The organism is Bacillus sp. AR2-1, from assembly GCF_008368755.1.
Taxonomy (GTDB): domain Bacteria; phylum Bacillota; class Bacilli; order Bacillales; family Bacillaceae_G; genus Bacillus_A; species Bacillus_A wiedmannii.
Genome location: NZ_QORY01000036.1, coordinates 1 through 13,402, shown reverse-complemented (window position 1 = coordinate 13,402; position 13,402 = coordinate 1). Strand labels below are relative to the sequence as shown.

Here is a 13,402-nt window from a genome sequence, read left to right as displayed (position 1 = left end):
ATGTGGAAGTTTATATTACGGAGATTTTTAGTGATGATCCCGCAATTATTCGTGTTAAGTGTACTTGTCTTTCTATTAGCTAAGGCAATGCCAGGCGATGCCTTAACCGGCAGAGCAATGAATCCAAAAGCGGATCCAAAAGTGATTGAAGAACAACGTGAAAAGCTTGGATTAAATGACCCAGTTGCAACACAATATGTTCGCTGGATTAAAAATGCAGCCCAAGGTGACTTCGGTATTTCCTATGCACATAAAATGAAAGTAACCGATTTAATTGGAGAACGACTTGGAAATACAGTATCTTTAGCACTTGTTATTCTTATCCTTACCTATTTAATTGCCATACCACTAGGAGTTATAAGTGGGCGGTGGAATGATACATGGGCTGATCGACTCATTACCATTTACAACTATCTAGGTTTTGCTACACCACTATTTATATTTGCATTAATTATGCTCTTCCTATTCGGATTTAAGTTTGCAATATTCCCAACCGGCGGTAGCGTTGATCCTCAAGTTGCAACAGGTACATTTGCTTACTATTTAAGCAAATTGAATCACATGCTATTACCAGCTTTATCTGGTGCATTAATTGCGACAGTTGGTACGGTTCAATATTTACGAAGCGAAATTATTGATACGAAACATAAAGATTTTGTGCGTACAGTAAGAGCAAAGGGTGTTCCAGAATCAAAAATCTATTCTAGACATATTTTACGAAATTCATTCTTACCAATTGCAGCCTTCTTAGGCTATGAAATTACAGGATTAGTTGGCGGTGCCATCTTTTTAGAAAGTATTTTTAGCTATCCAGGAATTGGACAACTATTTATACAATCTATCTCTCAGCGTGATTTTAGTGTAATAACTGCACTCGTTATGTTTACTGGATTTGCAACGTTACTTGGAACTCTCCTTTCAGATATTATTCTAAGCATCGTCGATCCACGTATTCGTATTGATTAAAGAAAGGAGATGACGTTATGTTAGCAAACCCTGAAAAACAAACTGAAGTTATTCATTACGAAAAAAGCCCTTCTGGTTTCTCTATTATGTGGCGAGAACTTCGTAAAGATAAATTAGCAATGTTTTCACTTATTTTCCTAGCAATCTTATTACTAGCAGTCTACGCAACATCTTTTATTATGAAACAAGAAGATATTGTACGAGTTGATTTATTCGCTATTTATGCTCCTCCCTCTGCTGAACATTGGTTAGGAACAGATTACGGAGGACGCGACATTTTCGGCCAACTTATTATTGGTACACGTAACTCCTTTACAATTGGATTAGCAATTACTATTCTTTCTTGTGTAATTGGCCTTTCAATTGGATTAATTGCCGGTTATTTTGGAGGAGCAATTGATAATATCATTATGCGCATTATCGACTTTGTTATGGTTTTACCATTTTTAATGCTTGTAATTGTATTTATTACACTTGTTCCTACATTCAATATCTTCACTTTCATTTTAATTATGAGCGTGTTCTTATGGACAGGAAAGGCAAGATTAATTCGCTCAAAAGTATTAACTGAAAAAGAACTCGATTATGTCTCTGCATCAAAAACTTTAGGAACACCAAACTGGAAGATCATTCTTTTCCAAGTACTACCTAACTTAAGTTCCATTATCATTGTTAGCGTTACATTAAACCTTGCTGGAAACATCGGTATTGAATCTGGTCTAACCTTCTTAGGATTTGGTCTACCAGAAAGTACACCAAGCCTTGGTACACTTGTTAGTTATGCTAGAAATCCAGATGTATTACAAGAGAAATGGTGGATTTGGTTACCCGCATCAATCATGATTTTAACATTGATGCTGTGTATAAATTTTATTGGTCAAGCGCTACGCCGTTCGGCCGACGCAAGACAAAGAAAAGGATAAGGGGTGGAAGAAATGACAAATAAGCCAAAGTTTTTCAAAGTATTAAGTACACTTGCAGTTTCAACATTACTACTTTCAGCATGTGGGGGCAGTAGTGGTAGTGAAAAAACGAGCAGCACAAAAAAAGTAGATACAAATAAATTTAGTGCATCTGTTAAAAATGATAAAAAGGAAATTAAAGATGGTTCATTAACATATGGTCTTGTTTCTAACACACCATTTGAAGGACTTTTGAACTTCGCTGTATATGAAGGAGATCCTGATAACCAGGTCATTACAATTTTTGATGAATCTTTATTATCAAATGACGAAAACTGGGAATACACGAATGATGGTGCTGCTACATATGAAATTTCTAAAGATAAAAAGACAATTACACTAAAAATTAAAGATAATGTAAAATGGCATGATGGAAACCCTGTTACTGCTGAGGATTTAGAATACTCTTATCTAGTAATTGGTAGCAAACAATATGCTGGTTCTCGCTATGACACTCAAATGCAAATGATTGAAGGTATGGAAGATTACCACAATGGAAAAGCTGAAAAAATTTCAGGTATCAAGGTAACGGACCCAAAAACAATTTCGATTACGTTTAAAGAACCGAATCCTTCAGTGAAAACTGGACTTTGGGCATATCCTCTTCATAAGAAATACTTAGGAGATGTACCAATCGATAAATTAGCAGAGTCTGATAAAATCCGTAAAAACCCAATTGGTTTCGGACCTTTTAAAGTGAAGAAAATTACTCCTGGAGAATCCGTTGAATTTGAACGTTTTGATGACTATTATGGCGGAAAACCAAAGCTGAAAAGCATGGTTTTAAAAGTTGTTAACCCTTCCGTTGTTAACGCGTCCTTAAAAAATGGTGATATTGACATTGCTGAAGTAAGTGCAGATCAGTATCCAAATGTAAGTAAATTAAAAAATGCACAATTAGTCGGTAAAACCGATTTATACTATAGCTATATCGGCTTTAAGTTAGGCCATATGGATAAAGAAAAAGAAGAAGTAGTGATGGATAAGGAGAAATTTAAAGATGTTCGTGTACGTCAAGCAATGGCTTATGCTATTGATAGAAAAGAAATTGGTGAAAAATTATATCATGGCCTACGTTATCCAGCTAACTCACCAATCCCACCATCTCTACCAAAATATCATAACAATAAAGTTGGTGCCTATGATAAAGATGTAGAAAAAGCTAAAAAGTTATTAGATGAAGCTGGCTATAAAGATACGAACGGAGATGGATTCCGTGAAGATCCGAATGGTAAAGAATTTAAAGCTAATTTCTTATCAATGAGTGGTAGCGATGTAAGTGAACCACTTGCAAAATTCTTTATTCAATCTTGGAAAGACATCGGCCTAAAAGTAGAACTTCTTGATGGTCGCTTACACGAATTCAACTCCTTCTACGATATGATTAAAAAAGATGATCCAAAAGTTGATCTTTTCGCTGCCGCTTGGGGAACTGCATCTGATCCAGATCCTTCTGGTATTTGGGCTAAAGATGCAGCGTTCAATTACCCACGTTGGGCTACTGAAAAAAACACAGAATTATTAAAACAAGGTATTTCTTCAGAAGCTGCTGATGAAAAGTACCGTAAAGATGTATACGATAAATGGCAAAAATTAGTTCATGATGAAGTACCATTAATTCCACTTCATTATAAATTTGATTTAAAAGGTGTAAATAATCGCGTAAAAGATTATAAATATACACCAGAAGATCAATACAAATGGGGTAAAGTTAGCGTAACAAGCGATAAAGCAGAAACAGAGAAATAAGAAAATAGCTCCTAGCATTGAGGTACATGCTAGGAGCTATTTTTTATTTATAACCCTTCTCTCGCTATTAATAACAACCAATTCCTTTCCTACTGTAAGATTAAAAGATTTGATGAATCATCTTTATTACAACAGCTAACGTAACAGATGCAGCAAATCCTCCTAAACAAATTAAGCTTACCCCTTGACTGTATGATAAATTTTGAAATGATTTCATTGCTTCCATCCTCCCTATCTCCCCTTTGATACTCTTATTTTACCAATGGGAAAATTTTCATAACATCGATTTTACTAACAACTAACTTACAAATTTGTAAGTTAATAATTTCCCTTTAAACTTATATATCTAGTATGTCCAAGCTCTCTCCCTTTATACGTCAAAAAAGACCTCGAATTATATCAAGGTCTTGCTTACACTACAAAATATCTCATTCAATTTACTTTATAATCATCACCGGGCATTTTACACGCTTTGCTATTTTATGACTGACACTACCAAGTACCATCTCTTGCAATGTATTTAACCCTCTACTGCCAGCGATAACGAGATCTATATCCCCTGTATTTACATATTGAACAATCGTATCTCCTGGATCGCCATGTAATATCGTAATTTTATAAGAAATGTTCTCTTTCTTTAATAAACCTTCAATCTCTTTTAATTTATCTTTTCGACTAGCCGATATTGTTTCTAAATCTGTTTGACCTTGTATAATATCTGATTTTGCCGTTCTATTATCTACTACGTACACAACTTCAACATTTGTTTCTTCGCTACATTTCGCAATATATGTTGCATGTTCCGCTGCTCGAAGTGCATGTTCAGAACCGTCACATGCTAATATAATTTGTTTGTACATATGCTGAATCCCCTTTTCGTTATCCTACCCGTATTATATAATAAAGCCCCCTAAAAAGGAGGCTTCTAACTTGCGATTCTTTTATTATAAGTAGCTAAATTTGAAATAATTTTCGAGCTTCGTTCATTTAATCCCGTTATACTTACTGTCACGTCACTTTGTTCATACTTCATGATAACTTTATCAATTGCGGCTACTGCTGAATCATCCCATACGTGTGCGTGAGTAAAATTCAACTCAATTTCTTTTACATCTTCCTCAAATGTAAAATTATTTATAAAGTCTGCTGTAGATGCAAAGAAAAGTTGACCATGAATTTCGTATATTTTCTTATTTTCAATATATAAATGTTTCACGTGAATCTTTGCCATATTGAATGCAAATAAAACCGCACTAATTACTGTTCCGATAATTACACCTAATGCTAAATTATGTGTAATTAAGACAATCACAACTGTTACGATCATAACAAATGCGTTTCCTTTTGGTACTTTATGAATCGTTGTTACAGAGTTCCAATCAAATGTTCCAATTGAAACCATAATCATAACTGCAACTAAAGCTGCCATCGGAATATGAACGACATAATCACCTAAAACGAACAGTAATACGATTAGAAATCCACCCGCTACAAATGTTGATAAACGACCTCGTCCACCTGATTTAATATTAATAACAGATTGTCCAATCATTGCACATCCTGCCATTCCTCCGAAGAAACCAGCGACAATGTTTGCGATACCTTGACCACGTGCCTCTTTATGTTTATTACTTTCCGTATGCGTCATATCATCTAAAACTGAAGCTGTTAATAAAGACTCTAGTAAACCGATAATTGCAAGCATAACTGCGTACGGTAAAATAATCCCTAATGTCTCAAGTGTAAAAGGCACGTCAGGCATGCTAAAGAACGGTAATTCTTTCGGCAAGCTTCCCATATCCCCTACTGTTTTTAACTGTAATCCGCTCATAAGTGCAATACTTGTCACAATAATAATGGAAATAAGTGTAGACGGTACAGCTGTCGTAATACGTGGAAATACATATATAATTACAAGTCCTAATGCGACAAGTGCATACATTTGCCAAGTTGCATTTTTAAAATGTGGCAATTGCGCTGTAAAAACTAAAATTCCAAGTGAATTTAAAAAACCACTCATAACAGATTTAGGAACAAACTTCATAAATGAGCTCAGTTTGAACACGCCAAAAATAATTTGGACAATACCGGTTAATATTGTTGTAGCAAATAAGTATTGCAAACCATGATCCTTAACGAGCGTGACCATTAATAATGCCATTGCACCTGTTGCAGCTGAAATCATCCCAGTTCGTCCGCCAACAAATGAAATGGTAACTGCAATACAAAAGGCTGCGTATAACCCAACGGTCGGGTCCACGCCTGCAATAACTGAGAAAGCAATCGCTTCAGGAATTAACGCTAAAGCAACGACAATTCCCGATAGCACGTCTCCTCTCACATTGGAGAACCAGTCATTTTTTATCGTTTGAAACAAAATACCACTCCTCTACTCTTTTATCATTTGATTTTCTCCATAAGAAAATCTCGGCCGACTGCACGAAGGATATTATATAACGAGTAGAGAGATTTTTGCTATGTAAAAGTTTCCTAAAGAAAAAGACGCTACCTTAGCAGCGCCTTTACTCACTTTATTAATGTCCACCGTGCCCTTGACCACTTTCTTGAACAATCTCTAGCCTCTCATCCAATATACCTTGTGTTTCAAATGAAATATCACTCGTACTTCCTAATAAGAAGCCGTGGTTATATGGTCCAAGCGTTGGGTCATCTTTAAACTTCGGCTGAATACTAGCAAGGAAGTCATACACTGGTTGTGAAGCTTTCCCTTCTTCTAACAATACAATAGGTGCGTGTTTACCCATATGTGAAAATGGTGCTCCTGCAACTGCTAAATCTGGTGTTTTGCTTGAAACAAATGATAAACCGTGACCTGTTTTTGTGAACCCCCAGCCAAATTTCGTTTTTTCATCTTTAAACTTCGCAAATGCAACCGAATTTTCTGTTGGAGTCTCCCCACTAATACGCGTTACTTTCCCGTATTTACTTAACTCTTTTTCTACTGCTTTTGAAATAATTTTTTCTGGTCCTAATACATATATATTCGCTTTATCTTTTCTCATTTTTAATGCCTCTATCGTCGCTTCTGGCACCTTATCTTTTTCTGTATATAAAAGCGGTTCTGGCATATGAGAAATCCAGTTTACAGCTGGTGTTGTGTATAAACGCCCTTCTTCTTCAGACGAACCGATAATAACACTATTTGGATAACTTCCTGTTATATCAGCATATTCTTTATCCACATCTTTAGTAAATATAGCTGGATCCGTTTCTTTTATTTGCTTTACTTTATATGCTTTTAATTGCTCAAGGATAGATGGACCTACATCCCCCATCACCATAATTTGTGTTCCATCTTTCGTTCCGAGCGGATTTAATCGTTTTATTTCTTTTAACGTCATTTCGGGTACCTTTTCTTTTTCTATAAATAAAATTGGACCGTTATTCGGATGGTGAATAAGATCCGCACTCGCAATACCTAATTGCCACTCGTTTACTGGCACTAAAATAACAGCGCCTGGCTGATTCTCTTTATGCGTTGCTGGCCATATCGTTTGCGAAGTTACTACTGCCATTTGCAAAGGATCGTTTGTGTTTAATCTCGTTACATTTTTTAAACTTGTCGTTAATAAATCATTCGATGCACCTTCGTTCATTTCTTTCGGCGCAGTTACCTCCTGATTCATTTTCATTTCCGTTTGCTCTGTTTTTTTCTCTTCTTTAGATTCATGGTTTTTATGATCCGTGTTCGTTTGTCCACATGCAGCAAGACCAACTGCTGTAATTATTGTTATCCCAAAGATTCGGGTCATCTTTTTCACTATACCGCCTCCATATGAATCGTTTTCGAGCCAATATGATTACCTAAAATGGAATTTCAACTTTACAATAACAAGCAATTCTGAAGAAATTATGCAGATGCATGATAATCTGCACCATTTCTTCATGATTTTGACTTACAATTTAAGTAATAACTACAAATGCGGAGGTACTCTATGGTCGATATACTACTCGTAGATGATGAGCCGAGAATGCTTGAATTATTAACGCTTTATCTTACTCCAATCGGATATAACTGCGTATGTGCAGTGTCCGGGGAAGAAGCTATTTCACATATAGAAAATCGAAATTTCAAATTTGTTTTACTCGATATTATGATGCCAAAGATGGATGGATGGGAAACGTGCAAAAGAATTCGATCCTTTAGTAACGTTCCTATCATTATGGTAACGGCTCGTGATCAAACGGTAGATGTCATCCAAGGGTTAAAACTTGGAGCGGATGATTACGTAACGAAACCTTTCCATGAAGAAGAGCTTTTCGCAAGAATTGAAGCTGTTTTAAGGCGAACGAATCAACACGCGCAAATCCAATATCACGGTATTTTATGGGATGAGGCAAAGCATTTCGTTTCTGTCTATAATGAAGAACTTCTTCTCACTCCAATCGAATTCTCTTTACTCGGGTTATTTTTACGTCATGTGAACTACGTATTAAGCCGCGATCAGCTCATTGAACGAATTTGGGGACTAAATACAAATACAGAAGATAGAACAGTCGATTCACATATTCGTAATTTGCGTGATAAATTACGAAAAGTAAATTTCCCTATTGATCATCATTTAAAAACTGTTTACGGAGTCGGGTATCGATGGGTTGATACTCTAGATTAAGGAGCAAAACGATGAAGCGAATATCTATTCAACTCGGATTTTATTTTTTAATTGTTACACTTTTAATTGAAAGTGTTCTATTTGTCTTGCTTTATTATAGCCTTGTCAACAATAGAGTAAATGAAGAAATGACAGCTTTATTAAAGCGTGGAAATAGTCACCGAGATGTCCTTGAAAAGTATTTTGATAAGCAAACAATCTCCCATGTTGCCCTAATGGAATCTGAAGCCGAAACCACTGTCGTTATTACAAATGCCAATAAGGATGTGCTAGCTAAATCCAACGAAATAACTACTACTATAAAAAAGCACATTGAAAAGATGCAAACACGGACAGATCATGACGGAGCAATTATAGAGAATCATTGGAAAACATCTAATTATATATGTACAGTTAGCCCCATTATAGTGGCAGGAAAAACGGAAGGCTACGTATATATGTTTCTCGGAACGGAATCAATCGAGGAAATGGTTAACGGACTAACAAGACAATTCATTATTGCCGGAGTCATTACGTTTCTATTAACAGCCATCACCATCTTTCTCTTATCACGGTTGTTAACAAAACCATTGTTACACATGAAACATGCCACTGAAAAAATGAGTAAAGGCGATTTATCTGTTTCATTAACGACTACTCGAAATGATGAAATTGGTGAACTAACCTCATCTATTCAAACGCTTGCTAATGATTTACATTATATGAAAACAGAGCGAAGTGAATTTCTAGCAAGTGTTGCTCATGAATTACGAACACCGCTAACATACGTAAGAGGTTATGCTGACATTGCTTTAAAGGAAAACACATCTTCTGAGCAACGTTTGCGATATTTATCTATTATAAAAGATGAGTCTGATTATATTACGAACTTAGTTCAAGATTTATTTTCACTTGCACAAATGGAACAACATAACTTTTCTATTCAAGTAAAGGAAGTATATTTACACACCTTCCTTACTCGCATAGCCGAAAAAGTAAATGCCATGTATAAAGAAAGATACATTAAAGTTTCTTTCTCTTGTCCTCCTACCCTGCTAATAAACTTAGATGAACAGCGATTTGAACAAGTTGTGGTAAACATTTTAAATAACGCTTATAGACATTCACAAGAGCATTCTCATATAAATATTTCTGTTACAGAAGAACATAAACGTATTTCCATTACAATTGAAGATGAAGGCGAAGGTATTCCGCCTGAAGACCTCCCTCACATTTTCGACCGTTTTTATCGAGTTGATAAAGCAAGATCACGAGCTACAGGCGGAACTGGTTTAGGACTATCTATCGTGAAAGAAATTGTAGAACTACACGGCGGGAATATTACTGTAACGAGCGAAGTCGATCATGGGTCTTGCTTTATCATTTCATTGCCATCTATACAAAAACACGACTACTGATAGTAGTCGTGTTTCTTTATCATTTTACTTTATAATATAAATTTACAAATTGCCCAAAACGTTTCGTATCCGTTAAAGTTAAATTAATTTCTGGATTCTTTTCTTGAAATAACGGAACTCCAGAACCTAATATATGCGGTGTAATTGTAACGATATATTCATCAATTAGATTATTCTTAAAGAACTCTTTCAGTAAATTCCCTCCACCGACCATCCATATTTTAGATCCTTCCTGTGCTTTTAACCTTTTTGTAAACTCCACTACATCTTCATTTACAAACTCTACATGTCCGTTCGTACCTTTTTCTGAGTTAGAAAAAACATAACATGCTTTATCTAAGTATGGGAATGTTTCCGTATGCTCTACTACATAATCGTACGTTCTTTTTCCCATAATTATTGTATCAATCGTTTCATACATTTCCGTATAACCGTTATCTCCCTCTCCTTCCGTTTCCATTAACCACTCTAAATCATCATTTTCTTTCGCAATATATCCATCCAAACTAGCAGCTATAAATAAAACAACTTCACGTGACATCTCTTTTCCTCCTTGCAACGTATATTGATAAAATGACCTTATACACACTATACTAACCTTAAAACATGACAATTCATGTCATGTTAAAAAAAGAAACGAGTGAGATAGTTGTCAAAAGCAAAACGTTTACTAGACATTCTTATATTCGCTTCTGCGAAAAGAACATTTACAGCTCAGGAAATAGCTGATGAATTTAACATTTCTGTTCGTACTGTCCATAGATATATTTTAGATTTAAGTGATATGGGATTACCCCTTTACGCAGAACAAGGTCGTAACGGAGGATATAAAGTATTAACGAATAGGGTCATTCCGCCTATTTTATTTACCGAAGAAGAAGCAGTATCCATCTTTTTTGCTTTTCAGTCCTTAAGTTACTATCGAGACTTACCTTTTAACACAGAAATCAATTCTGTTACACATAAACTGTATAGCTCTCTACAGCATGATGCGAAAGCGAAAGTTGATAAAATACGTTCTTATATCGCGTTTTGGAATCCGAAGAGAACAATTAATACACCTCTTTTAAACGAAGTACTAACTGCGGCTATTGAAAATAAAAATTTACACTTTCAATACGAATCTAAATCGGGGATAAAAATAAAACATGTTCATCCTATCGGTGTATACGCTCATGATGGGCTATGGTACTTACCATCCTATGACTTCAGTAGAAAAAAAGTTTTACTGTATCGCGTTGATCGTATTCTTTCTATATTATCAACAGAAGAAAATAAAGATACATTCATGAATTTAGAAGAATGGTTTGCCTCTAGCTCTAACGTAGTGCATATTCCTACCCAGTTACATGTCTCATTAACAGCAGAAGGCGTGCGCCAATGTAAAAGCGTTCCTTACCTTGAAGAATTCGTGGTAGTAAACGAAGACGGGACAGGATATATACATTCAACAATTGATAAAGGTGAAATTAACTTTATTACTCCTTTATTTTATAGAATTGGAAAAGATGCAAGAGTTTTAGAACCGAAAGAATTGATAGATGGTTTACGTATACGTGCGAAAGAAATTTTACATATGTATGGAGACTGAAAAAGCTGCTATATATAAGCAGCTTTTTAGTCTAATTATTCCTATTATGTTTACGATTGACGAATGTCAAACCACCAACGATTTTTCGAATTCATATTCTCAGTTCCACTAAAACCACTGTAATGGAAAGCATCCAGGAAGATTGAATCTAGTTTATCCTCATCTACAAAATAACCTAAATTAACTTTTACCGTTTCTCCTGGTTGGATACTGCCAATATTGTAGAAGCTTTTTCCATCTCCATGAGGCTCTAAATAATCAACTTCGCCTGTCATAATATTTTTTTCTGCGATTCCATCTTCTTTAGCGTAGTTCCATGCATGACCTTCAGATTTAAGCAGTTTTATAGATGGCGTCATATAGATTTCTTCTGTCGACTTTTTACCAATATTTTTTACTGTTGTTGTCAGATAGACAAATTTAGGATGAACTAATTTTGACTCTACTAATTGATCAATTGAATCTTTACCATTTCCAATTTTATATTTATCCCTTCTATATGGTATCAATTGTCCAGCTTGATCCAAAGCCTGATTCCTGCTTAGTATTCCTAAGCCCATTTCATTAAAGTTTTCTTGCTTAAAATCTTTAATTGAATCAAAAACTTCAACTTTTTCTATCACATATTCAATTTGGCTGTTATCCATAGATATCGTTACTGGAACTTTTTGCCCTATATGAAATAGTCGTTTGCTGTCTTTTTTCAAAGGAATCACCTTAGTTGTTTTACCTTCTTGGCTAAAATACTTTTTATCATAATCGCTTATATGTGATGACTTTTCTTTTGACGTGGGCTCAAGTGAAATACTCCCTAGCACATCTATCATTTGTTCTTCTTTTATATCGTTTCCAATATAACTTTGTAACATAATTCCCTCTTCCTCAAAATAGAGAAAAACCACTCTATTAAACATTAAATCTTTATTACCAGTTTCTCTATGGACAATTACTGCCTTCTTACCATTTATCTCTTTTTCTTCATAACTTTTCGAGTACAAAGTTGGAAAATCTGAATTCCCCCCTACTCTCCAAAGAGCGAATGAAAATCCCCCCATTGCATAGTTATCTTTAAAGGAATATTTCATTGCAGAGTCATCAATTGCTTCCATATTTTCTGGTAATTTATCGATTTTCAGCTTATACCACTTATCATCCTTTTTCGAGTCCTTATTTGTTACCGACACATTTACCTCATAATTTTGTTTTTGAACAATCATATTATAGACTTTTACTGCTCCAAAAACGGTTGTCGGCATGCCAATCAATAAGCAAGCAGCAGCGATTAACATACGATGTTTTTTACGCTTTTTCTGCGGTTGTCCATCTTTCAATTTCATTTCCTCCATAAACAATTTCTTTTTGCGCGTATATGTATGTGAAAATTCATGTTGTTCTTCGAGTTTATCAAAATCATCTAAAGCAATTTTTTCAGCAAGTTCATATATTTCTTTGGAGTTCTTTGAATTCGTCATGTTGTATACCTCCTATCATATTTTGGACTCGTTTTCGAGCGCGTTCAAACTGCTTGCGGGCATTACCCTCGGTTATTCCCATAACACTTGAAATCTCTTGATACGTTAAGTTATAGAAGACTTTATACTTAAACACCTGTCTGTTAGATTCACTTAATTCTGTTAGCAATGTATCAATTTGAACCTCAGACATTTTACGTTTTTCCCACTCTTCAATATTTTCGTCTACTGCTTCGATTGATTCTCTTTCATATTCTTCTAAAAATGTTTCATGTCGTTTATTTTTCCGGTAACTATCGATCGCCTTGTTTTTCGCGATCCTCAAAATGTAGCGTTTAAGCTCTTCAGTGCTCAAGCTATGGAGCTTTTCCAAGTTTTTATAAAGAGTAATAAACGTCTCTTGAACCGCATCTTCAGCCTGCTGAATATTATTTAAAATAGAATACGCTACATAATAAATTTTTTGTTCGTACAACTCGTATAGCTCTTCCATCTTTTCATAATCGTTGTTTGTGACTTTCATATAATTCCTCCTCTCACTCTATATAACGAATGGGCGATATACTTTGTGACACTACAAAATTCCTTTATAGATAAAATTTAATAATAGAATAAACAAAAGCCCAATTTC

At 35.1% G+C, this 13,402-nt stretch carries 13 protein-coding genes; 6 read left to right on the top strand and 7 right to left on the bottom strand.

The features are described 5' to 3' along the window. The 3 genes from opp4B to opp4A are packed head-to-tail and all read left to right on the top strand — an operon-like array spanning position 1 to position 3,677. Positions 1 to 966 carry an oligopeptide ABC transporter permease gene (opp4B, locus tag DT250_RS29320; RefSeq protein WP_088061882.1) on the top strand — a complete coding sequence of 322 codons (966 nt, stop codon included), beginning with the start codon at positions 1 to 3 and terminating at the stop codon, positions 964 to 966. Between the two features lie 17 nt (positions 967 to 983). Beyond that, a complete protein-coding gene (locus DT250_RS29315) occupies positions 984 to 1,889 on the top strand; it encodes an ABC transporter permease (RefSeq protein ID WP_088061880.1) in 906 nt (301 codons plus the stop codon). Positions 1,890 to 1,901: 12 nt separating this feature from the next. After that, the gene (opp4A, locus tag DT250_RS29310; protein ID WP_149214213.1) at positions 1,902 to 3,677 is read left to right on the top strand and encodes an oligopeptide ABC transporter substrate-binding protein; all 1,776 of its coding nucleotides are present in this window, start codon (positions 1,902 to 1,904) and stop codon (positions 3,675 to 3,677) included. A gap of 100 nt (positions 3,678 to 3,777) precedes the next feature. Here the strand turns inward: opp4A and DT250_RS29305 are convergent, their stop codons facing one another. The 4 genes from DT250_RS29305 to DT250_RS29290 form a co-directional block, all read right to left on the bottom strand. After that, on the bottom strand, positions 3,778 to 3,903 hold the full coding sequence (locus DT250_RS29305) for a DUF4027 family protein (RefSeq protein WP_082181333.1): 126 nt from the start codon (positions 3,901 to 3,903) through the stop codon (positions 3,778 to 3,780). 211 nt (positions 3,904 to 4,114) lie between these two features. Beyond that, positions 4,115 to 4,537 (bottom strand): universal stress protein, encoded by a 423-nt coding sequence (locus tag DT250_RS29300; protein ID WP_000277996.1) that lies wholly within the window; start codon positions 4,535 to 4,537, stop codon positions 4,115 to 4,117. Positions 4,538 to 4,602: 65 nt separating this feature from the next. Beyond that, positions 4,603 to 6,054, bottom strand: a complete 1,452-nt coding sequence (locus tag DT250_RS29295) for a SulP family inorganic anion transporter (RefSeq protein ID WP_149214212.1) — start codon at positions 6,052 to 6,054, stop codon at positions 4,603 to 4,605. Between the two features lie 157 nt (positions 6,055 to 6,211). Continuing rightward, entirely contained in the window at positions 6,212 to 7,459 is a 1,248-nt protein-coding gene (locus tag DT250_RS29290) for a cell wall-binding repeat-containing protein (protein ID WP_149214211.1), read from the bottom strand. A gap of 174 nt (positions 7,460 to 7,633) precedes the next feature. Here DT250_RS29290 and DT250_RS29285 point away from each other — a divergent pair, with 174 nt between their 5' ends. Next, positions 7,634 to 8,311 carry a response regulator transcription factor gene (locus DT250_RS29285; RefSeq protein WP_088061870.1) on the top strand — a complete coding sequence of 226 codons (678 nt, stop codon included), beginning with the start codon at positions 7,634 to 7,636 and terminating at the stop codon, positions 8,309 to 8,311. Between the two features lie 11 nt (positions 8,312 to 8,322). Further along, positions 8,323 to 9,708, top strand: a complete 1,386-nt coding sequence (locus tag DT250_RS29280) for a sensor histidine kinase (RefSeq protein WP_098133814.1) — start codon at positions 8,323 to 8,325, stop codon at positions 9,706 to 9,708. Positions 9,709 to 9,727: 19 nt separating this feature from the next. Here DT250_RS29280 and DT250_RS29275 read toward each other — a convergent pair whose 3' ends face one another. Beyond that, positions 9,728 to 10,249, bottom strand: coding sequence for a dihydrofolate reductase family protein (locus DT250_RS29275; protein WP_088608973.1), 522 nt, complete (start codon positions 10,247 to 10,249; stop codon positions 9,728 to 9,730). Between the two features lie 108 nt (positions 10,250 to 10,357). Between DT250_RS29275 and DT250_RS29270 the strand changes: the two genes are divergently transcribed. Beyond that, positions 10,358 to 11,299 carry a helix-turn-helix transcriptional regulator gene (locus DT250_RS29270; protein WP_149214210.1) on the top strand — a complete coding sequence of 314 codons (942 nt, stop codon included), beginning with the start codon at positions 10,358 to 10,360 and terminating at the stop codon, positions 11,297 to 11,299. A 50-nt stretch (positions 11,300 to 11,349) separates the two neighbouring features. Here the strand turns inward: DT250_RS29270 and DT250_RS29265 are convergent, their stop codons facing one another. Continuing rightward, a complete protein-coding gene (locus DT250_RS29265; protein WP_149214209.1) occupies positions 11,350 to 12,771 on the bottom strand; it encodes an anti-sigma factor in 1,422 nt (473 codons plus the stop codon). Further along, positions 12,737 to 13,294: an RNA polymerase sigma factor gene (locus tag DT250_RS29260; protein ID WP_149214208.1), complete on the bottom strand. Its 558-nt coding sequence runs from the start codon at positions 13,292 to 13,294 to the stop codon at positions 12,737 to 12,739. Before DT250_RS29260 ends, DT250_RS29265 begins: the two co-directional genes overlap by 35 nt. Between the last annotated feature and the right edge of the window lie 108 nt (positions 13,295 to 13,402).